A 26,936-nucleotide genomic window follows, 5' to 3' on the forward strand; every position below is an offset into this window, starting at 1 on the left:
GAGGCACCGACAACCCGGTCACACGCGTCCCAGCAACTCCGACTTCTTGGCGTGGAACTCGTCGTCGGTGAGGAAGCCCTTCGCGTGCAGACCCGCGAGAGCCTCGATCGCAGCCGTGATGTCGGAGATGTCCACACCTGACGGGTTGCCCTGAGGCGAATGGTTCGAGGACTGCGAAGACTGGTGCGACGAGGACGGTTGCGCGTAGGTCTGCGGAGCGGGTTGCGGCGTCGACTGGTTCTGCGAGTTCGTCCCGCCCGACTGCTGATCGACTCGAGGCAGGCTGCCAGCAGTGAACGTGCCGTACTGGCTGGTGAACTCCAGCGAGCCCGGTCCACCGCCCTGCTGTTGCTGGACTCCGCCGATGGAGTGATCGAGAGTGTCGTACACGGCCAGTTCGCCGCCGACCAACACCGCGAGGCGTCGAAATCCCGGGAACACTGCGTACTGCGAGCCGTTCTGGCCACCGCTCGAGCTCGGCGCACCGAGGTCCGACGGCCACCACGAGCCGCCGCCGAACGAGTTGCCACCGAACGAGCTACTGCCGGTCTCCCTGGGCGGGTACACCTGATGCTGCGACAGCACCGCCGACAGGTCTCGGCAGAGGCCGTCGACCCGGCTCTTGAGTCCGTGGTCGAACATGTTGCCCACCATGGTCATTCCGCCGCGCATCCACTGCCCACTGCCGCCGAGCTCGGGGATGTTGAACTGAGCCATGCTGCCGCGGCCGTTGTTGACCGCGTCGAGCATCGTGCGGACGGCATCGGTCGAGATGCCGTAGCGCGAGGACAGCTCGGACACGGCGTTCTCGCCTGCGGGGGTCAGGGCCTGGTTCATGTCTGGTGTGCCTCTCGGGCGCTGTTGCGGGGTCGAACCTGGCCGCCAGGGTATCGCACCTTTCGGTGCAGCAGCCCGGCGAAATCTGTAAAGCTATGTGCCGCAGCTACTCTGCTTGCATGCGCGCGTCGCGGTCCGCCTTGGCCAGCGCGTCGAGCAACGCATCCATCTCGCCGTCCAGAAGTGAGTCGAGGTTGTGTGCCTTGAAGCCGATCCGGTGGTCCGTGATGCGGTTCTCGGGGAAGTTGTAGGTTCTGATCCGCTCCGAGCGGTCGACGGTGCGCACCTGGCTGGCCCTGCCTGCCGATGCTTCTTCGTCGGCCGCTTCTTCTGCTGCTGCCTGCAGGCGAGCTGCAAGTACCTGCATCGCGCGTGCCTTGTTCTGCAGCTGAGACCGCTCGTTCTGACAGGTCACCACGATGCCGGTCGGCAGGTGCGTGATTCGGACTGCGGAGTCGGTGGTGTTGACGCCCTGGCCACCTTTGCCGGACGAGCGGTAGACGTCGATGCGCAGATCGGTTTCGTCGATCTGAACCTCTTCCACCTCATCGGGTTCGGGGTACACCAGGATGCCGGCCGCGGAGGTGTGCACGCGCCCCTGCGATTCGGTCACCGGTACCCGTTGCACGCGGTGGACGCCGCCCTCGAACTTCAGCCGGGCCCAGACGCCGTCGAGGGGATCCCTGGTCTTGATCGACAGCGTCGCGTCCTTGTATCCGCCCAGGTCCGAGACGTTCGCGTCGAGCACCTCGACCCGCCACCCGCGGCGTTCGGCGTAGCGCACGTACATCCGCGCGAGATCGGCCGCGAAGAGCGCCGATTCCTCGCCGCCCTCCCCCGACTTGACCTCCATCACGATGTCGTCGCCGTCGTGCGGGTCGCGTGGTGCGAGCAGGTCGGTGAGGGTCTGCTCGAGGTGCAACACGGTCGCCTCCAGCTCGGGAATCTCGGACGCGAACGAGGAATCGTCGGCGGCGAGCTCACGCGCGGCTTCGAGGTCGTCCTGCGCGGAGGTCAGCTTGGTGTGCGCGGACATGATGGGGGCCAGTTCGGCGAACCTCTTGCCTGCTCTGCGGGCCGCGGACGGGTCGTTGTGCAGAGCTGGGTCGGCGAGTTGCTGCTCGAGTCCGGAGTGTTCGGCGAGGATGTCGTCGATGGCCGAAGGCTTGTCTGTTCTCGCCATGTTGATGACTCACTCTCGAACGCCGGTGCAACTGAATGTGGACACAAAAAAGCCGACGCCCGTCCTGTGATGCACAGGACGGGCGTCGGCGAAACAGCTAGCTGTCTGCGTCGGCCTTCTTGCCGGCGCGCTTGCCGTAGCGAGCCTCGAAGCGAGCGACGCGACCGCCGGTGTCGAGAATCTTCTGCTTGCCGGTGTAGAAGGGGTGGCACTGCGAGCAGACCTCGACGCTGATGCGCTCTTTGTCGGTGGTGCTTCGGGTCTCGAAAGTATTGCCGCAACCACAGACGACTGTCGTCAGTGTGTAGTCGGGGTGAATTCCTGCCTTCATGGTGTCCTTACCGTTCTCTCTAGTGGTCGCCGGGTCGTCTTCGCCGATCGAAGACGTGAACCGGAACCGGACTCGGCCGTTGATTATGCCAGAGCGTGCATCTGACCTGCTAATCGCCGGTACTTCTGTGCCGACAGATGCTTACAACGCGCGCACCTGTCGGCTTGTTCCCCGGACGAAAGATCCGGGAAACAATTGTCAGTCGTTCGCCCCGCCCGGCGCAGTCTTGGAGACTTCCATCAGGAACTCGAGGTTGTTCTTGCTCTTCTTCAGACGGTCGACCAGCAGGTCGATGGCCTGGTGCGAGTCCAGTCCGGACAGCACGCGCCGCAACTTGTGTACGACGGCGGCCTCGTCAGGAGCAAGGAGCAACTCGTCGTGGCGGGTGCTCGACGGGTTGATGTCCACTGCCGGGAACACGCGGCGTTCGGCGATCTTGCGATCGAGCTTGAGCTCGGCGTTGCCGGTGCCCTTGAACTCCTCGAAGATCACGGTGTCACCGGTGGATCCGGTCTCGACCATGGCCGTGGCGATGATCGTCAACGAACCACCGTGCTCGATGTTGCGAGCCGCGCCGAGGAACCGCTTCGGCGGGTACAACGCGGTCGAGTCGACACCACCGGACAGGATTCGGCCCGATGCAGGCGAGCTGTTGTTGTACGCACGTCCCAAACGGGTGATCGAGTCGAGCAGAACCACCACGTCCTGGCCGGCTTCGACCAGACGCTTGGCCCGTTCGATCGCCAGCTCGGCCACCGCGGTGTGGTCGCCCGGCGGCCGGTCGAACGTCGACGCGATGACCTCGCCCTTGACGGAGCGCTGCATGTCCGTCACTTCCTCGGGACGCTCGTCGACGAGGATGACCATCAGGTAGCACTCGGGATTGTTGATGGCGATCGCGTTGGCGATGGCCTGAAGGACGCTCGTCTTACCTGCCTTGGGCGGGCTGACGATGAGTGCGCGCTGACCCTTGCCGATCGGCATCACCAGGTCGATGATGCGCGTGGTCAGGATGTTCTGCTGAGTCTCGAGACGCAACCGCTGGTTGGGGTACAGCGGGGTGAGCTTGCCGAACTCCGGACGCTTGCGCGCGGCCTCGACCTCTCCCCCGTTGACGGTGTCCAGACGCACGAGCGGGTTGAACTTCTGCCGCTGGCTGGACTGCTCGCCCTCGCGTGCCACCCGAACCGCACCGGTCACCGCGTCGCCGCGGCGAAGGCCGTTCTTGCGAACCAGGTTCATCGACACGTAGACGTCATTGGGTCCGGCGAGGTAGCCGGAGGTACGGACGAACGCGTAGTTGTCGAGAACGTCGAGGATGCCGGCTACCGGCTGAAGAACATCGTCCTCGCGAATCTCGGTATCGCGCTCGCGGCCACCGCCACCGTCGTTGCCTTCGCCACGGTCGCGTCCGCGACGGCGCTCACGGAACCGACGTCCCCGACGTCCGCGGCCTTCGCCGTCGTCGTCCTGGTTGTTGTCGCGGTTGTCGCGCGGACCGTTGTTGCGATCCTCGTTGCGGTTGTCGTTGCGACCGTCGCCCTGGTTGCGATTGCGTCCGCCCTGATTACGACCGCCACCGTCGCGGTTGTCGCGGTCACCCTGATTGCGGTTTCCGTTGTCACGGTTACCGTTCTCGCGATTGGAGCCGTCCCGGTCGCCTTGATTGCGGCTTCCGGAGTCGCGGTTCGCGTTGTCGCGGTTGCCGTCGGCGTCACGGGGTTCGCGTTCCGACCCGTCCTGGCGGTTGCGGTCGCCGCGACTACGGCGTGGGCGCTCGGTGGCGGCGCTGTCGCCGGTCTCGTCCGGCTTCTCCGCCTGCGGCGCGACTGCGGGCGAATCGGTCGCCGCGGAAGCGGATCCGGCCGAATCGTTGCTGTCGTCGAGCGGGAGTTGTTCGGGAGCACCGGCTCGCCGACCTGCGGCGCGACGTCCGCGTGTTCGGCGGCCCGTCTCGGGCGCGGCATCGGCAGAATCGCCCGATTGCGCCGCCGGCGCGTCCGAGGACGGCGCTTCTGGAGCCGACTGCTTCGGTGCCGCCTCGGCTGCGGGCCGATCTTCGACGACCGGCGCGGATGCAGCGGCGCGACGCGACTTGGGTGCGTCGGATTTCGGTGCGTCCGTCTTGGCCGGTGCGCTACCCGATTGACGCTCGGAAATCGCAGCGATCAGATCGCCCTTGCGCATCCCGGAAACGCTCTTGATACCGAGTTCACCAGCGAGGCTGCGGAGCTCGGTAAGAACCATTCCGGACAGGCCAGCACGTCGGCGTGACGTTTCGGGCGCAGAGATAAGTTCCGTATCGGTCACGGAGGTCCTTTCCTTCCCTCGCTCGCTCGATGCGCAGCCGAGGGTTCGTTCCGCAGTTCGGCGTTCTGCCGAGCTCGGATATTGCCGTTCATGTTCGACGCACCCCGTCGGCGACACCATCGATCCGGACCGCAGAGAACCACGGGAAGGATCGAGTCAGGAGCGTCACATCACTCGGACGTTTGAATCCCCCGAATACAGCGACCTGAATGCCCTGACGAAACCGGCGTCTGAAGCGCACGATGTACGGACAGGGTTCACCATAGCGCCGTTGTCCCCACTCGGCAAGAACCCTACTGCCGCGTTTGTCACGCGACGGTGACTCCGTCGGCCACGTCCAGGTCGAGCACCCGCCACCCCTCGGCCGATGCGGCCTCGCGCAGATCGGCCGGAAACTCCTCGGTGCACAGCGCCATGACCGTCGGTCCCGCACCGGACACCACGGCCGCGATGGACCGCGCGCGCAAGGTGGTTATCCAGCGAGTCGTGTCGGGTAACGCCTGGGCGCGCTGACCTTGATGCAGCAGGTCCTCCGTAGCGGACATCAACAGATCCGGGCGCTCGGTCAGCGCCACCACCGCGAGTGCACTGCGGCTGACGTTGAACGCCGCATCACGGTGGGGCACCAACTCGGGCAACAGTCCCCGCGTGTGCGACGTCGACGAGCGTTCGGACGGTACGAGCACGACGACCTTGATGCTCGGGTGCACCTCCAGCCGCACGGCTGCGTACTTCCGCGCCGTGACACTGGCATTGGGCGGTTCGCTCCACGACACCACCGCACCGCCGAGGCAACTCGCCGACGCATTGTCGGGATGACCCTCGAATTCCGATGACAGCTGGACCAGCTGACCCTCCGACAGCGCGAGCGACCGATCCACTTTCGCGGCCAGTGCGTTGGCGGCAGCGAGGCCCCCGACCACAGCCGACGCCGAGGAACCGAGCCCCCTGGAGTGCGGAATCACGTTGCGGCAGTGGACATCCAGGCCGTCGGCCCACACTCCGGCAGCTTCGAGCCCCCGCTCGATGGCGCGTACGACCAGATGCGTCGGTCCCCACGGCACGTCCGCCGAACCCTCACCGTCGACGTGAATCCGCAGTCCCGACGCGGTGGTCGTGACCTCGATCTCGTCGTACAGCCCCAAAGCGATTCCGAGACTGTCGAATCCGGGTCCGATGTTGGCACTGGACGCCGGGACGCGCGCGGTGACCGTGAGCCCGATGGGGAGTGTCGTCGTCATGGCCGGAGATTCCGTCAACTCAGGCCAGCTCGAGCGCAGCCGCGACAGCGACGGGATCGACCGAAATGGGTTCTACGACAGGCATTCCCGACAGCGCTGTATCAGGATCCTTGAGGCCGTTTCCGGTGACCGTGCACACGACGGTCAGGCCCGGTTCGAGCCAGCCTTCCTTTCGAGCTGCGAGGAGCCCGGCGACGCTGGCGGCGGAGGCCGGCTCCACGAACACGCCCTCGGTCTTGGCGATCAATCGGTACGCCTCGAGGATCTCCTCGTCGGTCGCGGCGCGGAATGCTCCGTTCGATTCTTCCTTGGCGTTGACGGCACCGTTCCAGGATGCGGGCGAGCCGATCCGGATCGCGGTGGCGATCGTTTCCGGATCCTTCACCGGCGCACCGTGAACCAGCGGAGCAGCGCCCGCGGCCTGGACTCCGAGCATCCGCGGCTTGCGTGTGGTGAGACCGTCACGGAAGTACTCCGAGTAACCGCGCCAGTACGCAGTGATGTTGCCTGCGTTGCCGACCGGCAGTGCGTGGATGTCCGGTGCGTCGCCGAGGGCGTCGCAGATCTCGAAGGCCGCGGTCTTCTGACCTTCGATGCGGACGGGGTTGACGGAGTTGACCAGACCGATGGTCGGGAACTCGGCCGTGGTCTTGCGGGCCAGTTCGAGGCAATCGTCGAAATTGCCCTGCACCTGAATGATCTTGGCTCCGTGCATGACTGCCTGAGCGAGCTTGCCCATGGCGATCTTGCCCTGCGGAACCAAGACGGCACAGCTCATTCCGGCCTTGGCCGCGTAGGCAGCTGCGGAGGCCGAGGTGTTGCCGGTCGAGGCGCAGAGAACGGCCTCCTGACCTCGGGCGAGCGCGTCGGTGACGGCCATGGTCATCCCGCGGTCCTTGAAGGAGCCGGTGGGGTTGAGTCCCTCGACCTTGAGATGCACTGTGCACCCGGTCAGTTCGGACAGGTGCCCGGCCGGCAACAGCGGGGTGCCGCCCTCGCGCAGCGTGACGGTCTTCCAATCCGGGCCGATCGCCAGACGCGAACGGTATGCCTCGATCAGACCGGGCCAGGGGGTGTGGACGCTCATACGGTGGTGCCTTCCAATCGGAGAACGCTGGCGACGTGAACGACGACGTCGAGCTGCTCGAGGGATGCAACGGTGTCGGACAGTGCGGAGTCGGCCGCGAGGTGCGTAACGACGACGAGCCTGGCTCCGTCACCCGAGCCCTGCTGACGCACCGTGGAAATGCTGACGTCGCGCTTGGAGAACTCGGCCGCCACGGTGGCGAGAACGCCGGGCTTGTCGGCTACCTGCATGCTGACGTAGTAGCGAGTGAGGATGTCACCCATGGGGGCCACCTTGAGCTTGGCGTACTTGGATTCGAGTGGACCCCGTCCGCCGTAGAACTTGTTGCGCGCGGCCATCACCAGATCGCCGAGTACTGCGGACGCGGTCGGCGCCCCGCCTGCACCCTGGCCGTAGAACATCAGGCGGCCGGCGGCCTCTGCTTCGACGACCACGGCGTTGAACGCACCGTTCACCGATGCCAACGGGTGGTTCAGCGGAACGAGCGCCGGGTAGACCCGAGCGGAGATTCGCTCCTTGCCCTTGGGCGTGACGATCCGCTCGCAGATGGCCAGCAGCTTGATGGTGCAGTCCAGGGATTTCGCGGTCTCGAGATCGTCCGAGGTGATCTTGCTGATGCCCTCGCGGTAGACGTCACCGGCAGTGACTCGCGTGTGGAACGCGATGGACGCCAGGATGGCGGCCTTCGATGCAGCGTCGTAGCCTTCGACGTCGGCGGTCGGGTCGGCCTCGGCGTAGCCCAGACGCCCTGCCTCGGCGAGGGTTTCGGCGTAGTCCGCGCCCGTCTCGTCCATGGCCGAGAGGATGAAGTTCGTGGTGCCGTTGACGATGCCGGCAACCTTGTTCACACGGTCACCCGCGAGGGACTGCATCAGCGGGCGGACCACGGGGATGGCTCCGGCCACGGCGGCCTCGAAATACAGGTCGGCACGCGACTTCTCGGCCGCGTCGGCCAGTTCCCCGGTGTACTCGGCCAGCAGAGCCTTGTTCGCCGTGATGACGGATTTGCCCTTCTCCAGGGCGGAGAGCACCAGCTTGCGGGGAATGTCGATGCCGCCGAGAACCTCGACGACGATGTCGACGTCGTCGCGGCCCACGAGCTCGGCCGGATCGTCGGTGAGCAGCTCGGCCGGAACTCCACGATCGCCGTCGACCCGACGCACAGCGATGCCCCGAATCTCCAGTGGCGCACCTACTCTCGCCTCGAAGTCGTCAGCGTTCTCGGTGAGGATTCGAACGACCTCGCTGCCGACGTTTCCGAGTCCGAGTACGGCGACGCCTATCGGCTTCGATGTCATGGCTGAACCTCCAAGCTGAGCAGATCTTCGATGGTTTCCCGCCGCAGGATCAGGCGTGGGTGCCCGTCCTTGACCGCAACCACAGCGGGCCGCGTCAGCAGGTTGTAGCGACTGGACATGGAGTAGCAGTAGGCCCCGGTGGCCGCTACCGCGAGCAGGTCACCCGGCCCGACGTCTGCCGGCATCCATGTGTTCTTGATGACGATGTCGCCGCTCTCGCAATGCTTTCCGACGACCCGAGCCACGACGGCCTCGGCATCGCTCGTGCGCGAGACCAGCCGACAGTCGTATTCGGCCTGATACAGCGAGGTTCGGATGTTGTCGCTCATGCCGCCGTCGACGCTGATGTAGCGCCTACGCGTCGACTTGTCGACGGTGACGTCCTTGATCGTGCCGACCTCGTAGAGCGTGACGGTGCCCGGTCCGGCGATGGCGCGGCCCGGCTCGACGGCGATCGTCGGGACCGGTAGACCCACTGCGGCGGACTCGGTCTCCACGATGGTGGTCAACTTCGCCGCGAGCTGCTCCACCGGCGGAGGATCGTCACTCGGCACGTACGAAATACCCATGCCGCCACCGAGATCCAGAGTCGAGATCTGCGCGGTCTTGTCGACGCCGAACTCCGAGACGATGTCTCGCAGCAGGCCGATGACCTTGTGCGCTGCCAACTCGAAGCCGTCGACCTCGAATATCTGCGAACCGATGTGACTGTGCAGTCCGACGAGGCGAAGGTTGTCGGCAGCGAACACGCGGCGGACGGCGTCGAGCGCAGAGCCGTCGGCGAGCGAGAATCCGAACTTCTGATCCTCATGCGCGGTGGCGATGAACTCGTGCGTATGCGCCTCGACACCGACGGTGATGCGAATGAGAACGTCCTGCACCACACCGGCCGCACCGGCGACGCCGTCGAGACGGTCGATCTCGATGTTGGAGTCGAGCACCACATGTTCGACGCCTGCGCGCACGCCCGCCTCGAGCTCGGCTACCGATTTGTTGTTGCCGTGCATGGCAATTCGGTCGGCCGGGAATCCGGCGGCCAACGCGATGGCCAGCTCGCCTCCGGAGCAGATGTCGAGTGAGAGCCCTTCGTCGGCCACCCAGCGTGCGATCTCGCCGCACAGGAAAGCCTTGGAGGCGTAGTGAACTCGTTCGGGTGCCCCGAATGCGGCGGCCATCTCACGGCAGCGCGAACGGAAGTCGTCCTCGTCGATGACGAACAACGGTGTGCCGTACTGCTCCGCGAGATCGGTGACCGACACTCCGGCGAGGCGGACGGTTCCGTCCTCACCGCGCTCGGCATTGCGGGGCCACACCTGCTCGGGCAGCGTCGTCATCTCCGACGCGTCGGCCGGGCGATGGGACATCGACTGCTTCGCGGGGGCGTCGGCATGCTTGGGTCCTGCCGGATGTGCGCTCACATGCGCTCCGGTGCGCTGACCCCGAGCAGTTCGAGGCCGTTGGCCAGGACCTGCCGGGTCGCGTTCCCCAACGCCAGTCGTGCGGTGTTCACAGGTCCGGGCTCCTCGTCTCCTTGTGGAAGTACTCGACACGCACCGTAGAAACGGTGGTAGGCACCCGCCAGCTCTTCGAGGTAGCGGGCGATCCGGTGTGGTTCGCGCAGTTCGGCGGCGCTGGCCACCACGCGCGGGTACTCGCCGATCGTCCTGATCAGCTCGCCTTCCTGCTCGTGGGTGAGCAGGCTCAGATCCGGTTCATCAGCAACGATTCCCAGTTCGGCGGCATTGCGCGCGAGTGAGGCCAGGCGGGCGTGGGCGTACTGGACGTAGTACACCGGGTTCTCGTTGCTGGCGCTCGCCCACAGGGCGAGGTCGATGTCGATGCTGGAGTCGACGGACGACCGAACCATGACGTACCGGGAGGCGTCGACGCCGATGGCTTCGACCAGGTCGTCGAGGGTGATGACGGTTCCGGCACGCTTGCTCATCTTCACGGCCACGCCGTCGCGCACCAGGTTGACCATCTGGCCGATCAGCACCTCGACGGTCGCGGGGTCGTCTCCGAACGCAGCTGCGGCCGCCTTGAGCCGTCCGATGTATCCGTGGTGGTCCGCTCCGAGCATGTAGATGCACAGATCGAAGCCGCGCTGCCGCTTGTTCTGGAAGTAGGCGATGTCGCCGGCGATGTAGGCGGCGTTGCCGTCGCTCTTGATGACGACACGATCCTTGTCGTCGCCGTACTCGGTGGACCGTAGCCACCAGGCACCGTCCTCCTCGTAGAGGCTCCCCGAGCTCTTGAGGTACTCGACCGACTTCTCGACCTCACCCGAGTCGAACAGCGAATTCTCGTGGAAGTAGACATCGAAGTCGACGCCGAACTCGTGCAGATTGGCCTTGATCCGGTCGAACATCAGCTGGGTGCCGATCGCTCGGAACGTCTCTTCCTGGGCCTCGGGGGCCAGCGCGAGCGCTTCCGGCTCCTGCACCAGCACCTGCTCGGCGATCTCGGCGATGTACTCGCCTGCGTAGCCGTTCTCCGGAGCGGGTTCACCCTTGGCCGCGGCGATCAGGGATCGGCTGAAGCGGGCGATCTGTGCGCCGTGATCGTTGAAGTAGTACTCGCGAGTGACCTCTGCGCCATGGGCGGTCAGGATCCGACCGAGCGCATCGCCGACGGCTGCCCATCGGGTACCGCCGAGGTGCACCGGCCCGGTCGGGTTGGCCGAGACGAACTCGAGATTGACCTTCTTGCCCGTCATCGAGGAACCGCTGCCGAAAGCCGCGCCTGCGGCGAGCACGCGGGCAACGATTTCGCCCTGTGCTGCAGCGGCCAGCCTGATGTTCAGGAATCCGGGGCCTGCGACGTCGGCGTCGGCGATGGCTGCGTCGGCAGCGAGAGCCTCCGCGAGCCAGCCGGCGAAGTCGCGGGGGTTGGCTCCGGCCTTCTTCGCGACCTGGAGTGCCACGTTGGTCGCGTAGTCGCCGTGCTCGGGATTTCGGGGACGCTCGACGGTCAGCTTCGCAGGGAGGACTGATGCATCCAGGCCGCGGTCGGCAAGCACCTTCGCGGCGGTCGCGTGAAGCAGTTCGGCAAGATCGGCGGGAGTCACAGGTAGCTATCCTATTGGCTGGTGCGCGGCGTACTCGCATCCACTGCCCGTCTGCCGGCGAGCAACCTCGGACTGCGCGGTCCGCGCAGGCTCTGAGCACGCTCTCAGGCAGAGAACGTACAGTGAGGGCGCTCTGCGCTGATGGTCATCGGACGATGCTGTCACCAGCAGATACGCATCACCAGCGCAACCGAACACCACCTTTCCTCGACTGAGAGAGCAACTACAGCGATGCCAACGGGTCCCGACAAAGGCAGTCAGAACAAGTCGGCTGCGAAGGCAGACAAAGCCATCAATGCAGCCAACAAGAAGTCAGCTCGCAAGAAGAAGGGCGGCGTGCCCACCGCGACGGGCAGGCAGATTCCCTGGCTGACAGTTGCCGGTGTCGTTGTCGTTGTCGGTCTCGTTGCGGGCCTCGGGATCAATCTGTATCCGAAGTACCAGGACCGCGCCGAGGCGCAGAAGTTCGCGCCGAGCGAGGCCAATCAGGATCCGTCGACCGGCATCGAGGGTGTCGCGATCCAGGAGTACCCCGCGGCTCTGCACGTCGGGCGCACACAGCGGGTCGCCTACGACCAGTCGCCGCCGTTCGGTGGACCGCACGATGCTGTGTGGGCCACCTGCACGGGAATCGTGTACCCCGAGGCCATTCGTACCGAGAATGCCGTGCACTCGCTCGAGCACGGTGCCGTCTGGGTCACCTACAACCCCGACGATCTGAACGAGGACCAGGTCCAGTCGCTGGCCGATCGCGTCGACGGTGAAACGCAGATGATGATGTCGCCGTACCCCGGCCTCGATTCCCCGGTCTCGCTGCAGTCCTGGGGCCACCAGCTCAAGTTGGACAGTGTGGACGACGAACGCATCGGCCAGTTCATCTCCGCCCTGCGCCTCAACCGTTTCGCCTACCCCGAGGTCGGGGCCAGCTGCGCATCGGTGCCGGGAACCGGTGACAACGCCTTCGACCCGGACAACCCGCCCCTGTTCGACGCCTCTGCACCCGGCGCGGACGCGGTACCGATGGACGGTGCCGGCATCACCCCCGATGCAAGCGAGACCGGCGGGACCGGCGGAGTTCAGCTGCCGAGCGATCTTCAGGTCCCCACCAACTGATGACCGAGCCGACGACAACCGACAGCGCGGACGCCACCGCGTCCGCCACCAAGCCGAGCCAGCGCACCGCGCTGGTTGCGCTGGCGCTGATCGCCGTCCTGGCGATCGGTTTCGCGCTGGGCTTTCTGGTGCAGAGTCCGTTCCGGGACGACAACACCGCACCTGCTGCGGACTCGGTGGACGTCGGCTTCGCGCAGGACATGACCGTGCACCACAACCAGGCGATCGAGATGGCGGCGGTGGCGTTGACCAACGCGCCGGATCAGGCCGTCAAGAGCCTGGCGTTCGACATGCTCACCTCGCAGCAGAACCAGGTGGGACAGATGCAGGGCTGGTTGGCCCTGTGGGACCGAGCGCCGATCTCGACCGACGGCTACATGACCTGGATGGCCGAGGACGACTCTCGCGCTCACTCGATGGGCGGGATGTCCATGGATCCCGGATCCTCGGATCCCACCAGGGCCATGCCCGGCATGGCCAGTTCCGCTGAGCTCGCCGCGCTTCGCCAAGCCACCGGCTCGGATGTCGACGTGATGTTCCTGCAACTCATGCTGCGCCACCACGAGGGCGGCCTGGCGATGATGGAGTACGCGCAGACTCACGCGCAGTCACCGGCGGTGATCAATCTGGCGAACTCCATGGTCGCCACCCAGACCAGCGAGTCGACGCTGATGAAGCAGATGCTCGCCGAGAAGGGTGCGCAGCCGCTGCCCGAGGGGTGATTTCGGCTCGGGTCGCGGATGCGCTAGTCTTTCGTACAGCCCAACAGGCACACCGGTTAGTCCGGTGCGCCCCCGTAGCTCAGGGGATAGAGCGTTCGCCTCCGGAGCGAAAGGCCGCAGGTTCGAATCCTGCCGGGGGCACACATCTTTCACGCATGTCACCGTCGTACGGTGGCTGCTCGAACGAGACGGTGGACTTCGATGTCCGAGAATCTCCCCCGAGTCGAGACCGTCGTCGACGACCTGTACTCACTCCCTCCCGCTGATTTCGTCTCGCATCGTGCGGCGTACGTCACCCGGTTCAAGAAGGCTGGCGACAAAGCCGCTGCCACCCGAATCGGTGCCCTGCGCAAGCCCACGGTCGTGGCGTGGTTGGTGAACACACTGGCTCGACGAGACGAATCGGCTCTGGCGGAACTGTTCGATCTGGGTGAGCAACTCGAACGAGCACAGCAGCGCGGCGACGGCCCCCGACTGCGTGAATTGTCCACTGCCCGAAGCACTTCGATACGCGCCCTGACCGATCGAGCAGTCTCGCTCGGACGCGACCTCGGGGCGACCGTCGGCGACAACGCAGCCCGCGAGATCTCCAACACCCTGAACGCGGCGATGGCCGATGCGGAGATACGCGACCGCGTCCGCGCGGGCAGAACCGTGGTGGCCGAAACGTACAGTGGCTTCGGGCCTGCGCTGCTCTCGATCGTGCCGGACTCGCCCGACGATGACGACGCCACCGCCGATGACGACCCGGTTTCTGCCGAGGTCGAGGACGACCGGGAGAAAACCGACGAAGCCGAACGAAACCGACTGCTCGCCGAACTCGAGTCGGCCGAATCCGATCTCGATACCGCGCGAACCGAAGTCGACGAAGCCCAAGCGGACACCGAACGAAAAGCGTCCGAACTGCGCAGCGCTGCAGAAGAAGTCGAGCGAATCGAGACCGAGCTGAAGGCTGCCGGAGCCCGCGCGCAGGCTGCGCGAGAAGCACACGAGGCCGGTGTCGTAAAGGCGGAGTCGACGGCGGCGGCACTCGAGGCAGCCCGCGCCCGGGTCGTCGAAGCCCGGTCGGCTCTCGACTCCCTGACCTGACCTACCCTGGCGGGGTGACCACACGCTGGCAAGCCGAGAACTCCGCAGACGATTCCGCGCGCTACATCGAGCGATTCGACCGCCTGGCCGAACGCGGCGTGGATCTGCACGGCGAAGCCCGCATGGTCGACGCGGTGGTCTCGCCCGCGTCGAGCATTCTCGATGCCGGATGCGGGACCGGCCGACTCGGTGTCGAGTTGGCCCGCCGCGGACACCGTGTGACCGCAGTGGATCTCGATCCCGTTCTGGCCGAGGCCGCTCGAGCACACCCCGAACTCGACGTCCATGTCGCCGATCTGACGACGCTCGATCTGGGCCGGACGTTCGACGCGGCCGTGGCAGCGGGCAACGTACTCGTCTTCATGAAGCCCGGTACCGAACGCACTGCGCTCCAACGCATCTGGGCACACCTGACCGAAGGCGGAGTGTTCGTCACCGGATTCGCCACCGATCGGGAGTACACCGTGGACATGCTCGACGAGGATCTGGCGGCGGTCGGCTTCGACCTCGAGCACCGATTCTCGACGTGGGATCTGCGGCCGTGGCGCACCGACGCGGACTGGGCGGTCACCGTTGCACGAAAGCCGGCCCTGCTGGCCTGACACGGCCTGAATCGAGCGACGGGATTCGATACCGAGGGTTGATTCGGACGCCTACGGGAAGACTGTGCGTCATGAAGGAACACATGGCGAAGCTGCGGGAATCGTTCTGGTTCATTCCCGCCGTCCTCGGGGTTGTCGCACTCGTCCTCGCGCAGGCTCTGGTGAGTCTCGATCGCTATCTGCTCGATACCCGGGTCGATCTGACGGGTTCGCTGCTCTACCACGTGGGTGCCAGTGGCAGCCGAGACATCCTCGGCGCCATCGGCGGGTCCATGCTCGGCGTGGCTGCGACGTCGTTCTCCATCACCATCTCCGTCCTCGCCACCGCCAGTTCCTCGTACGGTCCCCGCCTGGTGCGCAACTTCATGGCCGATCGCGGCAATCAGGTGGTGCTCGGCATCTTCGGTGCCACGTTCCTGTACTCGCTGATGGTGCTGCGGTCGATTCGCTCGATCGAATCCGACGGCTCGGTCTTCGTGCCGGACATCGCCGTCAACGTTGCCGTCGCACTCGCGGTGGTCGACGTGGGTGTGCTCGTCTACTTCATTCATCACATCGCGCAGTCGATCCAGGTGGCGACGCTGTCCGGCCGCGTCCGCGACGAACTGTCGGAGTCCGTCGACGCGCTCTACCCGCCCGAGCAACCCACCGATGCGGCGTCGGCAGAGGGCGTCGTCAAGCCGCCCGTCTACACCACGGTGCTGGCCGAGGAGTCCGGGGTGATCATCGACATCGACGAGGACGCCGTGCTGAACATCGCTGCCGACACCGACACCGTGATCGATGTTCATCGAGTGCCCGGTGAACATGTCGTTGCCGGTGAACCGCTCGCCGATGTTCTGGCCGATCGATCGGCGAACATCTCCGCCGACGCGGTCGGACGGGTTCGAGGGTCGTTCGCCATCGGCACCAGTCGAACACCGCGGCACGACATCGCTTTCGCCGTCGAGCAGATGACCGAAATGGCTGTGCGCGCCCTGTCGACGGGCGTCAACGACCCGTACACGGCACGCAACGCCATCGACGATCTCACGGTCGGACTGGTCGCGGTCGTCCAGCGTCCCAGGCCCTCCCGTGCTCGGTGCGGCTCCGACGGCACCGTTCGGGTGATCACCCGCCGCGTCGCGGTTCCGTCACTGATCGACCATGCCCTCGATGCGGTGCGGATCTACGGCACCGGCAGCCCCATGGTGGTGCAGGCCGGAATTCGCCTCGCCGAGCGAGTGGGTCGTGCGGCACAGGATTCCGAGAACGTCGACGCCGTACTGACTCAACTGGACTTGCTGGACCGCGCGTTGGCCTCCGGCGACACCGATACCGCCCGCACAGCCGAAGCCCGCGAGGAGATCTCGCTTGCCCGCGCCGCGATCACGGATCGGGTTCCGCTCGCAGTACCTCGCGTCGTCATTCGGTAGACGCCGGAACCGGACACCGTGGGAGGATGGTCGGTATGCCTGCACCGTCTCCGCTTCCCCTCGATCCCATTGCAGAGGCACACCGCCAGTGGACCAAACACGGATGGTCCGACGCCGCCGACGGTATGGCCGCGGTGACCTCGTTGATGCGCGCGCAGCAGATCATGCTCGCCCGGGTCGAGGAAGCGTTGAAGCCGACGGGACTGACCTTTTCGCGCTACGAGCTGCTGACGTTGTTGACCTTCACCAAGAACGGGGCTCTGCCGATGGCGAAGGCGAGCGCACGTCTGCAGGTGCATCCCACGAGCGTGACCAACGCTGTCGATCGTCTCGAGTCCGTGGGATACGTTCGACGCATCCCACATCCGAGCGATCGGCGCACCACACTGGTCGAAATCACCGAGCAGGGACGCACATTGGCCGTCGAGGCCACCGAGCGGTTGAACTCACTGGTGTTCGCACGCCCCGGTCTGGCACGGGACAAATTACTGACGCTCGTTCGGATCTTGGCGGAACTCCGTTCGGATGCAGGCGATTTCGACAGTGACGAGATCACTACATCGTTCTGAGTTCGATCGTGACTCGTCACAAGACAATGGCACACCCGTACCGTTCGTGGTGCAATTGCTCCAGGAACAGGTCGGAGCCGATCTGCTGAAGGGCGGGGCGGGGTGCTGGTTTTGGGGGTCGGGGCGGGTGCGCACGGCGCACGCGCAATTCTGACGTATCTGGACAGCCCCCACCGCACACCCATCGTGTCCAGGACGGTGCGCCGAGCCCCGGGTCAGTCGCTGTCCACCACGATCGCCACCGGCGTCGACGCCATCCACTCCATCGCCGCGACGATGTCGCTCCCGGTTCAGTTCTCCGCCATCGCCTATCGGGTTGCCACCGATCCCGGCTCGGTCGCCACCAGCGGTACGGCCCGCACCGCCTCGCTCGTTCCGGAAACCGCTGCGCAGGTGCGCTATCTGCGCTTCATCGGGCTGGTGCCCAATCACGGCGTCACTGTGTTGTGCGATATCGGAAGCACCGGAACCACTGTCACCGTCATCGACCTGGCGTCCACTCGCACCCTCATGACGCGGCGCACTGCCACGTTTTGCGGCGACGATCTCGATCACTCGGTTCGACGGCTACTTTCGTCCAACGGTGTTCGTATCGGAATCGACGCCAGCCGGTCCATCAAGGAGCAGCTGAGCGTCGACTCCGTCGTCAGCACCACCGATCCATCCGGTGCCGCGCGGCATGTGCTGACCCGACGCGACTTCGACGATCTGATCGCCGGACCGGTGCGGTACGCGGGCATGTTGGTGGAGCAGACCATCGAATTGTCCGGTGCCAGACCGCAGTCCATCGTCGTGGTGGGCGGCGGCGCGAACATCACCTCGATCGCGCGGTCACTCGAGCTGCGAACCGGCCTGACGACGCTGGTGCCGTCGATGCCGGAGTTGGTCTCGGCCCGCGGGGCCGCCCTCCTGTCCCCCGACAGGTAGAGCGACCCACAAGGCGACGCTACCGGTGCTGGAAGTTCGGCGTTCGCTTCTCGATGAAGGCCGACATGCCTTCCTTCTGGTCCTCGGTGGCGAAGGTCGAGTGAAACACGCGGCGCTCGAACAGAACACCCTCGCGAAGGCTCGACTCGAACGATCGGTTCACTGCTTCCTTGGCCATCATGGCGACCGGCAGCGACATCTCGGCGATGGTGGTGGCGGTCGCGATGGCGTCGTCGAGGAGATCCGCGACCGGCACGATGCGCGAGACCAGCCCTGCTCGCTCGGCTTCCTCGACCTTCATGTTGCGACCGGTCAAGCACATCTCCATGGCCTTGGCCTTGCCCACTGCACGCGTCAGGCGCTGCGACCCGCCGATTCCCGGAATAACGCCGAGCTTGATCTCGGGTTGCCCGAATACCGCGGTGTCCGAGGCGATCAGAACGTCGCACAGCATCGCGAGTTCGCACCCGCCGCCGAGTGCATAACCGGACACCGCCGCGATCAACGGCGTTCGAGCCGATGCCAATCGGTCCCAGGCGGCGAAGAAGTCGTCGAGATACACGTCCATGTAGGACTTGGGCTGCATCTCCTTGATGTCGGCCCCGGCCGCGAAGGCCCGTTCGGAACCGGTGATGAGAATTGCACCGATGTCGGAGTCCGCATCGAGTTCCTCGACCACCGAGACGACCTCGCGCATCAACTGAGAATTGAGCGCGTTCAATGCCTTGGGTCGGTTGAGCGTGATGATGCCGACGCGTCCCCGACGTTCGAGCAGAATGGTCTCGTAGTCACTCACAGGTCTGCTCCGTTCGAGCGCTCGCGGATGTCGTTGATGATGCCGGAGAAGTCGACATCGGTGCCGCCCCCGGTTGTTTCCTTGAAGCGAGCGTACAACTCGGCCGCCCGTAGGCCCAGAACACCCTCGACACCGTTGTCGCGCAGTGCATTGGCGGCCAGGCCCAGATCCTTGTCCATGAGCGCCGCCGCGAAGCCGGGCTTGTACTCGTTGTTGGCGGGGCTCGTCGGTACGGGACCGGGCACCGGGCAATTGGTCGTCAGCGCCCAGCATTGACCGGATGCAGTCGAGGCCACGTCGAACAACGCCTGGTTGCTCAGGCCGAGTTTCTCCCCCAATACGAACGCCTCGCTGATGGCGATCATCGACACTCCGAGAATCATGTTGTTGCAGATCTTGGCGGCCTGGCCGTTGCCCGCTGCGCCGCAGTGCACCACCTTGCGACCCATCACGTCGAGAACTGCTGCAGCAGAGGCGAAGTCCTCTTCGGAACCGCCCACCATGAATGTCAACGTTCCCGCAGCCGCTCCCCCGACACCACCGGAGACCGGTGCGTCCAGACTGCGGTGGCCTGCCTCGTGCACCAGCTTGTGCGCGGTGTGCGCGTCGGCGACGTCGATGGTCGAGGAGTCGATGAACAACGTGCCCGGCGCGGCGGCAGGCAGCAGGTCCGCGTACAACCCGAGTACCAGTGTGCCGTTGGGCAGCATCGTGATGACGATGTCGGCATCGGCGACGGCGGCCACGGCCGATTCGACCACGGTGACGCCGTCCTTCGTGGCCTGCTCGAGCGCGGCGGGCACCAGATCGAAGCCCTGCACCGTGTAGCCGGCCGCAGCCAGATTGGCGGCCATCGGTCCACCCATGTGGCCGAGGCCGATGAAGCCGATCGTCTTCTCGCTCATGACTGCTCACCTTCTGTGTGTGCGTTCGACAGGCCCAGTTCCGCGTCCCCGAGAGGTGCGAAGTACCGGTCGACGTCCTCGGGCCTGACGTCTGCCGACGTACGCGGTTGCCATTGCGGGTTGCGGTCCTTCTCGACCACCTGTGCTCGAATTCCTTCGACGAGATCGTGACTGCTCAGGGATGCGACCGACACGCGGTACTCCTCGTCGAGCACTGACTCCAGCGTCGGCAGCGTGGCCGCCCGGCGCAGCGACCTCAGCGTCACGGCCAGCGACACAGGCGATTTGGACGCGATGTCCTCCGCGGACTTCTGCGCCTCCGGCACTGAGCTGGCTGCCAGAGCGTCGACGATGCCCTGGACGTCGTCGCCTGCATAGCACTCGTCGATCCATCCCTGCTGACCGGTAACCGTGGACTCCGGTGCCTGCTCGCTGAACGTCGCGACGGCCTCTCCGACGCTGACCGTCTCGAGTGCCGAGTAGAAGTCTTCCAGCTTGTCGGACGGGATGTAGTGATCGGCGAAACCGACTGCGATGGCGTCGCCGGCATTCATCCGCGCCGTGGTGAGCGCGAAGTGGGTGCCGATCTCACCCGGAGCACGCGAAAGTAGGTACGTACCACCCACATCCGGAACGAAACCGATTCCGACCTCGGGCATCGCGATCTTCGATCGCTCGGTGACGATGCGAGTGTTGGCATGTGCCGAGAGCCCGACGCCTCCACCCATGACGATGCCGTCCATGATGGCGACGAACGGCTTGGGGAATCGAGCGATCGCGGCGTTGAGGATGTACTCCTCGCGCCAGAAATCCTTGCTGCCGCTGCCACCGTCCTTGGCGTCGTGGTAGATGGAGACGATGTCTCCGCCTGCGCACAGTCCTCGCTCACCGGCTCCGGTCAGAAGGACGACATCGACAGCGTCGTCGGTTGCCCACTGCGCCAACGCCGGCGCGATCTCACGCACCATCGCATGATCGAGCGCATTGATCGCTTTGGGGCGGTTCAGGGTGATCCGACCGATTCCGCCGGAGACCTCGAGGATGACGTCGCTCATGCGGCACCCACGATCGAACGCGCCACAACCACTCGCATGATTTCGTTGGTCCCTTCCAGAATCTGGTGCACCCGAAGGTCACGAACGATCTTCTCGACGCCGTACTCGCTGAGGTAGCCGTACCCACCCAGCAGCTGCAACGCGCCGTTGGCGACCTCGAAACCGGTGTCGGTTCCGAAACGCTTGGCCATCGCGCACATCTCGACCTTGTCCGCAGCATCGTTCTGCAACGCGTCCGCGGCCCGCCACAGCAGCGTGCGGGCGGCTTCGAGTTCGGTCTTGAAATCGGCCAGTCGGAACTGGAGCGCCTGCGCATCGAGCAACCGTGCCCCGAACGCCTTGCGCTCGGCCAGGTACGCAACGGCCTTGTCGAGGGCGGACTGCGCTCCGCCGATCGAACACGCGGCGATGTTGATGCGTCCGCCGTTGAGTCCGTTCATGGCGATGCGGAACCCGTCGCCCTCGTTGCCGAGCAGATTATCGGCCGGAATGCGAACGCCTTCGAGAACGACCTGCCGGGTGGGCTGAGCGTTCCACCCCATCTTCTTCTCGTTGGCTCCGAAGGACAGTCCCGCCGAGTCCTTCGGCACGATGAACGCGGAGATGCCACGAGGGCCCGGTGCACCGGTACGCGCCATGACGACGTACACCTCGGAAGTGCCTGCGCCGGAGATGAATTGCTTGACGCCGTCCAAGACGTACTCGTCACCGTCACGCACCGCCTTGGTGCCGAGCATCGCGGCATCCGATCCCGCGCCGGGCTCGGTGAGGCAGTAGCTACCCAACTGATCCATCGTGCACAGGCCCGGCAGCCACCGCTGCCTCTGCTCGTCGGTGCCGTAGGTGTCGATCATCCAGGCGACCATGTTGTGAATCGAGATGTATGCCGCGATGGACGGGTCACCGGTGGCCAGCTGCTCGAAGATCCGCACCGAATCGACTCTGGTCAGACCCGATCCGCCCACGTCCTCTCCAATGTAGATGCCGCCCATTCCCAGTCCCGCTGCCTTGCGCAGTACGTCCACGGGGAAATGCTTGCTCTGGTCCCACTCGATCGCGTTCGGGGCCAGGAACTCGTCGGCGAATTCACGAGCGGTGTCGTTGATCGCTCGCTCGTCCTCGTTCAATGTGAACATCGCCGAATCAGTCCATGTTCGGAATGACGAAGTGATTCTGTGCTGCCGCCTCTTTGGTGCCCGACGGCCAGCGCTGCGTGACGGTCTTGGTCTTGGTGTAGAAGCGGATCGAATCGGGTCCGTGCTGGTTCAGATCACCGAATCCCGAACGCTTCCAACCACCGAACGTGTGGTACGCGATCGGTACCGGAATCGGCACGTTGACCCCGACCATGCCCACCTGGACGCGGGAGCAGAAATCGCGTGCAGTGTCGCCGTCACGGGTGAAGATGGACACGCCGTTGCCGTATTCGTGCTCGGTGGGCAGGCGCAGCGCATCCTCGTAGTCCTTCGCGCGCACGACGATCAGGACGGGTCCGAAGATCTCTTCCTTGTAGATCCGCATGTCGGTCGTCACTCTGTCGAACAGTGTTGCGCCCGCGAAGAATCCACCCTCGTGGCCTTCGAGGCTGAAACCGCGCCCGTCGACGACCAACTCGGCACCCTCGTCGACACCGATCTGGGTGTAGTCGTTGACCCGCTTCAACGCATCGCTACCCACGAGCGGGCCGAAATCCGCGTCCTCGTCGTCGGAGCGACCGATCTTCAGCTTCGCCACCCGCTCGGTGAGCTTGGCGACGAGCGCATCCGCGGTCTCTTCACCCACCGGAACCGCGACGGAAATGGCCATGCAACGCTCGCCCGCGGAACCGTAGGCGGCACCGAGAAGGGCGTCGGCGACCTCGTCGAGATCGGCGTCGGGCATCACCAGGGCGTGGTTCTTGGCTCCACCGAAGCACTGTGCACGCTTGCCGTGCTTCGCTGCGGTCTCGTAGATGTACTGCGCGATGGGAGTCGAGCCGACGAAGCCGATCGCCTTGACCCGGTCGTCGGTGAGCAGTACGTCGACGGCGGTCTTGTCACCGTTGACGACGTTGAACACACCCGGCGGGAGCCCTGCTTCGAGGAAGAGCTCGGCGAGCTTGAGCGGGACGGACGGGTCACGCTCGGAGGGCTTGAGGATGAATGCGTTTCCGCAGGCGATGGCCGGGCCGGCCTTCCACAGGGGAATCATCGCGGGGAAGTTGAACGGGGTGATTCCGGCTACGACGCCGAGCGGCTGACGCATCGAGTAGACGTCGATTCCGCCGCCTGCACCCTCGGTGTACTCACCCTTGAGCAGATGCGGGACGCCGACGGCGAACTCCACGACCTCGACGCCGCGCTGGATGTCACCCTTGGCGTCGGCGATCGTCTTGCCGTGCTCGGAGGACAGCAGGCGGGCCAGTTCCTCGGTGTCGCGAGTGACGAGCGCCAGGAACTTCATCAGGACTCGCGCTCGGCGCTGCGGGTTCCACTTGGCCCATTCACGTTGGGCCTGTTCGGCATCGGCGATGACGGCCTCGACCTCGGATACGTCGGCCAGCGGCACACGGGCCTGAACCTCGCCGGTGTTGGGGTCGAACACGTCCCCGAAGTTTCCGGAGGTGCCGGCGACATGCTTGCCGCCGATGAAGTGCGTGAGTTCGCGAGCCATGGAGTTTGTCCGTCCTCGAGCGTGGAAAGTGAAGTACGCCCATCCTATAGTCGGATGTCCACGTAAGTCCAGAAGTCGTCACATTCGGTCGTAGAACTGCCTCAGATCGGCACCGGCGCGACTGACCTCGGCCTCGGAGGAGCCGTCGGCGCGGAAGATTCGACGCAGGATCAACGGATCGAGATCGTCCATCGCGGGAGCGAACGACACCTGGGGAAGTTCGGGGAACGACGCGCGATCGCCGAACCAGTCATCGGGGTCGAACTCGTCGTCCCCGTCTCCGACGCCCTCGATCAGTTGATCGAGATCGACTCCACGCAGCGTCAGGATGGTGGCGGCGGATGCGTCGATGTGCTCGGCGGCGATGTACATCAGAGCCGCCGCGTGTTTGCAGGGCCACCCGTCGTCGGGGCACGTGCAGTCGAAATCGAGCTGCCCCTTGTCGTGCGGCAGCAACACCGACGCCAGCGCCTGCGGAATGGCGTTGGAGGCCAACTCGGCCAGCATGCCGGGGTTCGAACGCACCCGGCCGACCAGTGCGGCAACCTCACCCTGCGTGAGCGGGTCGACGGTGACCGAGGCCGAGAACGGCTCGAGCTGACTGCCCTGCACCTCGCCGTATATCTGCCCGCGCTCGACCCCGAGAGTGAGCACCTGCCCTTGGCGCGCATACGTTCTACCCCGAGCGATCCGGCCCGGATCCGCGAGGTCTTCCATGGCCGCCACGAAATGCCTGCCCCACCAGGTCTGTCCGAAGGCACCGCGCTTGTTTCTGGACTCGATGCCGCCCTTGGCTTTTCGGCGCTTGCCGTACTGCGAGAAGTCGACCATCACTCCCCCACCGCATCCTCACTGAGGCGGAACAGTTCCTGCAGCTCCGCGGTGTCCATCTCGGTCACCCAATTCTCGCCGGTGCCCACCGCCAGATTCGCCAGGTCCTGCTTGGAGACGAGCATCGAGTCGATCCGTTCCTCCACTGTGCCCACACACAGCAGTTTGCGTACCTCGACGTTCTTGCGCTGCCCGATGCGGAAGGCCCGGTCCGTCGCTTGATTCTCCACCGCCGGATTCCACCAACGATCGAGATGAACAACATGGTTGGCGGCCGTGAGGTTCAGCCCGGTGCCGCCGGCCTTGAGCGAGAGCATCATGATCGGCGGACCGTCGTCGCTCTGGAACTTTTCCACCATCTCGTCTCGCTTGGCCTTGCTCACCCCGCCGTGGAGGAACGGCACCTCGGTGCCGAACCGTTCGGCGAAGTAGGGTGCCACGAGCTCACCGAACTCCCGGAACTGCGTAAACAACAACGCTTTCTCGTTGTCGCCGAGAATCGAGTCGAGCATGTCCTCGACCAAGCCGATCTTGCCGGAACGATGCTGACCCCTCTTGAGCACCGGCGAGCCGTCGGACAGGAAATGGGCAGGGTGATTGCACACCTGTTTGAGACGAGTCAGCGCGGACAGCACCGCGCCCTTGCGCTTCATGCCCTTCGCGTCGGCGATCTGCGCCATCATCTCGTCGACGACCGCCTTGTACAGCGCAGCCTGCTCGGCCGTGAGGTTGGCGCGCACGGTCATCTCGTTCTTCTCGGGCAGGTCCGAGATGACCGTCGGATCGGTCTTGACGCGGCGCAGAATGAACGGCGACGTGATGGCGCGCAGACGGGAAACCGCGTTCTCGTCGTTCTCGCGCTCGATCGGAACCGAGAATCGCTTGCGGAAATCCGACGGCCTACCGAGCATGCCCGGATTGGCGAAGTCGAGAATGGACCTCAGCTCGTCGAGACGATTCTCGACCGGCGTTCCGGTGAGCGCCAGCTTGTGATCCGCGGGGATCGCGAGCGCCGCCTTGGCCTGCACGGTGCCCGAGTTCTTGATGTGTTGCGCCTCGTCGAGGACCACACGACGCCACGTCTGCTCCGCCAGCTGCGCGCGATCCTTGGCCATCAGCGCGTACGTGGTGACGATCAGATCGTGCTCGGCGATCGCCCGGTCGAGCTCCTCGTCGCGTAGTCGCGTCGGACCGTGGTGTACCAGAACCCGCAGTGCCGGAGTGAATTTCGCCGCCTCACGCTGCCAGTTTCCGACCACCGACATCGGTGCCACCAGCAGCGTCGGCGTCGCACTCTTCTCGTGCGCGAGCAGCGTGAGCACCTGCAGAGTCTTGCCCAGTCCCATGTCGTCGGCGAGCACGGCACCGAGACCGAGCCGGCTCATGAACGCGAGCCAGTCGAGTCCGCGTTGCTGGTAGGGCCGCAGAGTCGCGTTCACACCGTCGGGCACCGGGATGGTTTCCGGAACCGCCCCGGGTTCGAGCAACGTTGCCGCCCAGCCGGTGGCGCGGATGTCCTGGACCGGAGCAGGTGGCGGATCGGCCAACGTCATCTCGCGCATCAGCGTGCTGAGCGCAGTCCCGTCACCGTGATGCTCGGCGACGTACTTGGCGGCTCGCGCGAGCTGACCGCCGTCCGCGAGCACCCACTGACCGCGGAGCCGCACGAGATCGCCCTTCGAGACGGCGAGCCTGTTCATCTCCGCCTCGGTGAGCACCATGTCGCCGAGTTGGAGTTGCCAGTCGTAGGACACCAGTTCGTCCATGCCGACCGCCCGATCGGCTGCCGCTTTCGTCACCGCCGGTGAATCGACGCGCAATCTCATCGACGGATCGAGCCTCGTCCAGGCCCGGGGAAGCAGAACCGTGGTTCCGGTGGCCTGCAGTGCCGTCGCACCGTGTTCGACGAGATCGATGACCACCGACGTCGGAAGCAACAGATCCAGGGTGCCTTCCTGAGACGGCAGATCGCGCAGTCTCGGGTACGCCGCCACGGCCTCACCGAGCTTGCGGACAGCGATGGAGAGCAGCGTGGCATCGACCTTGCGGCTCATCGGAACCGGTCGCGGCGCTTCGCCGTCCGCGCGCAGACACACCTGCAGCGTCCAGTACGACTCCACCGCTTCCTCGGAGGAACTGTCGACGGCGTCGTCGTCATCGGGTTCGAGCAGCCGGAGCACCAGCGAGGGTTCGTCGACGGTGAGGCTTCCGCGCCACTTCTCGAGCAACGTCGACATCTGTTGGGTGCCATCGGCATACGGGTCGTCGCGAACCAGAGCCGACAACAGTGGATGCTCCGAGTCGGGTCTACCCAGAACCGATCTGACGATCGGATCGGTGAGCTCCTCCACCATGTCGTCGAGAATCTTCTTGGGCCGCTCACCTGCGCGCTGCACCGACGGCATCGCGACGGCGAGTTCGCTGAGCCAGGCACGTTGACGCTCGCCCCCGACCAGACGCCACCGTGGCCACCACTGCCCGTCCATCAACTTCAGGGCCGGAACGACGCGACCGCCGCGGACCCAGCGTTCGATTCCGCGGGCGACATGCGCCAGGTAACGGAGGTCACCGGAGATCGCCGCGTGGTCCGGCGGCGTCCGCAACAGCAGATCGGCTCCGTCGTGCGGGGCGAGTGCGATGGCCGGAACCTGCACCGGGGCCTGCGCGGTGGCGGCGCGTCCGGGTGCCGGAAACGACACCGCAGCACGGTGCCGAAACGTTCTGGTGAGCACGTGCGCGTGGGTCGGCGGCAAGTCGGGCTCATCCCCGGTGGTGATCTCGTCGTCCCACAGCATCAGCCCGGCACCGGGAGACCAGAGACCGTGCAGCATCGGTCCATCCAATCAGCAAGCACCGACAGACTTCAGGTGAGGCGCTTCGAGCGAGTCGCTGGGTGAGGCACAGTA

23 protein-coding genes and 1 tRNA gene are annotated in these 26,936 nt (G+C 65.4%); 8 read left to right on the forward strand and 16 right to left on the reverse strand.

Annotated elements, in window-relative coordinates; translation table 11 throughout:
* Positions 1 to 18: 18 nt before the first annotated feature.
* From QM615_RS21495 to argS, 9 genes are all read right to left on the reverse strand, one after another.
* Entirely contained in the window at positions 19 to 837 is an 819-nt protein-coding gene (locus tag QM615_RS21495) for an SHOCT domain-containing protein (RefSeq protein ID WP_149408031.1), read from the reverse strand.
* A 106-nt stretch (positions 838 to 943) separates the two neighbouring features.
* Positions 944 to 2,020 carry a peptide chain release factor 1 gene (prfA, locus tag QM615_RS21500; RefSeq protein ID WP_068048269.1) on the reverse strand — a complete coding sequence of 359 codons (1,077 nt, stop codon included), beginning with the start codon at positions 2,018 to 2,020 and terminating at the stop codon, positions 944 to 946.
* Between the two features lie 97 nt (positions 2,021 to 2,117).
* The gene (gene rpmE, locus QM615_RS21505; protein WP_008715081.1) at positions 2,118 to 2,351 is read right to left on the reverse strand and encodes a 50S ribosomal protein L31; all 234 of its coding nucleotides are present in this window, start codon (positions 2,349 to 2,351) and stop codon (positions 2,118 to 2,120) included.
* 198 nt (positions 2,352 to 2,549) lie between these two features.
* On the reverse strand, positions 2,550 to 4,781 hold the full coding sequence (gene rho, locus QM615_RS21510) for a transcription termination factor Rho (protein WP_410482266.1): 2,232 nt from the start codon (positions 4,779 to 4,781) through the stop codon (positions 2,550 to 2,552).
* Positions 4,782 to 4,969: 188 nt separating this feature from the next.
* Positions 4,970 to 5,902, reverse strand: coding sequence for a homoserine kinase (thrB, locus tag QM615_RS21515; protein WP_068048282.1), 933 nt, complete (start codon positions 5,900 to 5,902; stop codon positions 4,970 to 4,972).
* Positions 5,903 to 5,921: 19 nt separating this feature from the next.
* Entirely contained in the window at positions 5,922 to 6,989 is a 1,068-nt protein-coding gene (gene thrC, locus QM615_RS21520) for a threonine synthase (protein ID WP_027497914.1), read from the reverse strand.
* A complete protein-coding gene (locus tag QM615_RS21525) occupies positions 6,986 to 8,287 on the reverse strand; it encodes a homoserine dehydrogenase (protein WP_094669089.1) in 1,302 nt (433 codons plus the stop codon). The genes thrC and QM615_RS21525 overlap by 4 nt, the downstream gene beginning before the upstream one ends.
* Positions 8,284 to 9,705, reverse strand: coding sequence for a diaminopimelate decarboxylase (gene lysA / locus QM615_RS21530; protein WP_149408033.1), 1,422 nt, complete (start codon positions 9,703 to 9,705; stop codon positions 8,284 to 8,286). Before lysA ends, QM615_RS21525 begins: the two co-directional genes overlap by 4 nt.
* Entirely contained in the window at positions 9,702 to 11,354 is a 1,653-nt protein-coding gene (gene argS / locus QM615_RS21535) for an arginine--tRNA ligase (RefSeq protein ID WP_149408034.1), read from the reverse strand. The genes lysA and argS overlap by 4 nt, the downstream gene beginning before the upstream one ends.
* Positions 11,355 to 11,585: 231 nt before the next feature.
* Here argS and QM615_RS21540 point away from each other — a divergent pair, with 231 nt between their 5' ends.
* The 8 genes from QM615_RS21540 to QM615_RS21575 all read left to right on the forward strand — a co-directional run bounded on the left by QM615_RS21540 (position 11,586) and on the right by QM615_RS21575 (position 17,791).
* A complete protein-coding gene (locus QM615_RS21540; protein WP_068048298.1) occupies positions 11,586 to 12,467 on the forward strand; it encodes a thioredoxin-like domain-containing protein in 882 nt (293 codons plus the stop codon).
* Positions 12,467 to 13,189: a DUF305 domain-containing protein gene (locus QM615_RS21545; RefSeq protein WP_149408035.1), complete on the forward strand. Its 723-nt coding sequence runs from the start codon at positions 12,467 to 12,469 to the stop codon at positions 13,187 to 13,189. Before QM615_RS21540 ends, QM615_RS21545 begins: the two co-directional genes overlap by 1 nt.
* A 68-nt stretch (positions 13,190 to 13,257) precedes the next feature.
* Positions 13,258 to 13,330: transfer RNA gene (locus QM615_RS21550), tRNA-Arg, on the forward strand.
* A 60-nt stretch (positions 13,331 to 13,390) separates the two neighbouring features.
* The gene (locus tag QM615_RS21555) at positions 13,391 to 14,278 is read left to right on the forward strand and encodes a hypothetical protein (RefSeq protein ID WP_149408036.1); all 888 of its coding nucleotides are present in this window, start codon (positions 13,391 to 13,393) and stop codon (positions 14,276 to 14,278) included.
* Positions 14,279 to 14,292: 14 nt separating this feature from the next.
* Positions 14,293 to 14,880: a class I SAM-dependent DNA methyltransferase gene (locus QM615_RS21560; protein WP_149408037.1), complete on the forward strand. Its 588-nt coding sequence runs from the start codon at positions 14,293 to 14,295 to the stop codon at positions 14,878 to 14,880.
* A gap of 71 nt (positions 14,881 to 14,951) precedes the next feature.
* Positions 14,952 to 16,295, forward strand: a complete 1,344-nt coding sequence (locus QM615_RS21565; protein ID WP_149408038.1) for a DUF2254 domain-containing protein — start codon at positions 14,952 to 14,954, stop codon at positions 16,293 to 16,295.
* A 35-nt stretch (positions 16,296 to 16,330) separates the two neighbouring features.
* A complete protein-coding gene (locus QM615_RS21570) occupies positions 16,331 to 16,864 on the forward strand; it encodes a MarR family winged helix-turn-helix transcriptional regulator (RefSeq protein WP_149408039.1) in 534 nt (177 codons plus the stop codon).
* A 102-nt stretch (positions 16,865 to 16,966) separates the two neighbouring features.
* Entirely contained in the window at positions 16,967 to 17,791 is an 825-nt protein-coding gene (locus QM615_RS21575; protein ID WP_068048313.1) for a DUF7159 family protein, read from the forward strand.
* Between the two features lie 19 nt (positions 17,792 to 17,810).
* Here the strand turns inward: QM615_RS21575 and QM615_RS21580 are convergent, their stop codons facing one another.
* The 7 genes from QM615_RS21580 to QM615_RS21610 all read right to left on the reverse strand — a co-directional run bounded on the left by QM615_RS21580 (position 17,811) and on the right by QM615_RS21610 (position 26,861).
* Complete coding sequence (locus tag QM615_RS21580) at positions 17,811 to 18,587, reverse strand: enoyl-CoA hydratase (protein WP_149408040.1); 777 nt, start codon at positions 18,585 to 18,587, stop codon at positions 17,811 to 17,813.
* The gene (gene mmsB, locus QM615_RS21585; protein WP_149408041.1) at positions 18,584 to 19,492 is read right to left on the reverse strand and encodes a 3-hydroxyisobutyrate dehydrogenase; all 909 of its coding nucleotides are present in this window, start codon (positions 19,490 to 19,492) and stop codon (positions 18,584 to 18,586) included. The genes QM615_RS21580 and mmsB overlap by 4 nt, the downstream gene beginning before the upstream one ends.
* Complete coding sequence (locus QM615_RS21590; protein ID WP_149408042.1) at positions 19,489 to 20,547, reverse strand: enoyl-CoA hydratase/isomerase family protein; 1,059 nt, start codon at positions 20,545 to 20,547, stop codon at positions 19,489 to 19,491. The genes mmsB and QM615_RS21590 overlap by 4 nt, the downstream gene beginning before the upstream one ends.
* Entirely contained in the window at positions 20,544 to 21,683 is a 1,140-nt protein-coding gene (locus tag QM615_RS21595; protein WP_149408043.1) for an isobutyryl-CoA dehydrogenase, read from the reverse strand. The genes QM615_RS21590 and QM615_RS21595 overlap by 4 nt, the downstream gene beginning before the upstream one ends.
* Positions 21,684 to 21,690: 7 nt before the next feature.
* Complete coding sequence (locus tag QM615_RS21600; RefSeq protein WP_149408044.1) at positions 21,691 to 23,199, reverse strand: CoA-acylating methylmalonate-semialdehyde dehydrogenase; 1,509 nt, start codon at positions 23,197 to 23,199, stop codon at positions 21,691 to 21,693.
* 78 nt (positions 23,200 to 23,277) lie between these two features.
* Positions 23,278 to 24,030 (reverse strand): SWIM zinc finger family protein, encoded by a 753-nt coding sequence (locus tag QM615_RS21605; RefSeq protein WP_149408045.1) that lies wholly within the window; start codon positions 24,028 to 24,030, stop codon positions 23,278 to 23,280.
* Entirely contained in the window at positions 24,030 to 26,861 is a 2,832-nt protein-coding gene (locus tag QM615_RS21610) for a DEAD/DEAH box helicase (RefSeq protein WP_149408046.1), read from the reverse strand. The genes QM615_RS21605 and QM615_RS21610 overlap by 1 nt, the downstream gene beginning before the upstream one ends.
* Between the last annotated feature and the right edge of the window lie 75 nt (positions 26,862 to 26,936).

The organism is Rhodococcus sp. IEGM 1341 (assembly GCF_030056895.1).
Lineage (GTDB): Bacteria > Actinomycetota > Actinomycetes > Mycobacteriales > Mycobacteriaceae > Rhodococcoides.

What these genes read in the sequence shown, in the direction of transcription:
- QM615_RS21595 (WP_149408043.1), bottom strand. Translation starts at nt 21,683, where the DNA reads ATGTTCACATTGAACGAGGACGAGCGAGCGATCAACGACACCGCTCGT.
- mmsB (WP_149408041.1), bottom strand. Translation starts at nt 19,492, where the DNA reads ATGAGCGAGAAGACGATCGGCTTCATCGGCCTCGGCCACATGGGTGGA.
- QM615_RS21495 (WP_149408031.1), bottom strand. Translation starts at nt 837, where the DNA reads ATGAACCAGGCCCTGACCCCCGCAGGCGAGAACGCCGTGTCCGAGCTG.
- QM615_RS21540 (WP_068048298.1), top strand. Translation starts at nt 11,586, where the DNA reads ATGCCAACGGGTCCCGACAAAGGCAGTCAGAACAAGTCGGCTGCGAAG.
- QM615_RS21525 (WP_094669089.1), bottom strand. Translation starts at nt 8,287, where the DNA reads ATGACATCGAAGCCGATAGGCGTCGCCGTACTCGGACTCGGAAACGTC.
- rho (WP_410482266.1), bottom strand. Translation starts at nt 4,781, where the DNA reads ATGGTGTCGCCGACGGGGTGCGTCGAACATGAACGGCAATATCCGAGC.
- thrC (WP_027497914.1), bottom strand. Translation starts at nt 6,989, where the DNA reads ATGAGCGTCCACACCCCCTGGCCCGGTCTGATCGAGGCATACCGTTCG.
- QM615_RS21565 (WP_149408038.1), top strand. Translation starts at nt 14,952, where the DNA reads ATGAAGGAACACATGGCGAAGCTGCGGGAATCGTTCTGGTTCATTCCC.
- QM615_RS21610 (WP_149408046.1), bottom strand. Translation starts at nt 26,861, where the DNA reads ATGCTGCACGGTCTCTGGTCTCCCGGTGCCGGGCTGATGCTGTGGGAC.
- QM615_RS21605 (WP_149408045.1), bottom strand. Translation starts at nt 24,030, where the DNA reads ATGGTCGACTTCTCGCAGTACGGCAAGCGCCGAAAAGCCAAGGGCGGC.
- QM615_RS21555 (WP_149408036.1), top strand. Translation starts at nt 13,391, where the DNA reads ATGTCCGAGAATCTCCCCCGAGTCGAGACCGTCGTCGACGACCTGTAC.
- rpmE (WP_008715081.1), bottom strand. Translation starts at nt 2,351, where the DNA reads ATGAAGGCAGGAATTCACCCCGACTACACACTGACGACAGTCGTCTGT.
- prfA (WP_068048269.1), bottom strand. Translation starts at nt 2,020, where the DNA reads ATGGCGAGAACAGACAAGCCTTCGGCCATCGACGACATCCTCGCCGAA.
- QM615_RS21600 (WP_149408044.1), bottom strand. Translation starts at nt 23,199, where the DNA reads ATGGCTCGCGAACTCACGCACTTCATCGGCGGCAAGCATGTCGCCGGC.
- QM615_RS21590 (WP_149408042.1), bottom strand. Translation starts at nt 20,547, where the DNA reads ATGAGCGACGTCATCCTCGAGGTCTCCGGCGGAATCGGTCGGATCACC.
- QM615_RS21570 (WP_149408039.1), top strand. Translation starts at nt 16,331, where the DNA reads ATGCCTGCACCGTCTCCGCTTCCCCTCGATCCCATTGCAGAGGCACAC.
- thrB (WP_068048282.1), bottom strand. Translation starts at nt 5,902, where the DNA reads ATGACGACGACACTCCCCATCGGGCTCACGGTCACCGCGCGCGTCCCG.
- QM615_RS21545 (WP_149408035.1), top strand. Translation starts at nt 12,467, where the DNA reads ATGACCGAGCCGACGACAACCGACAGCGCGGACGCCACCGCGTCCGCC.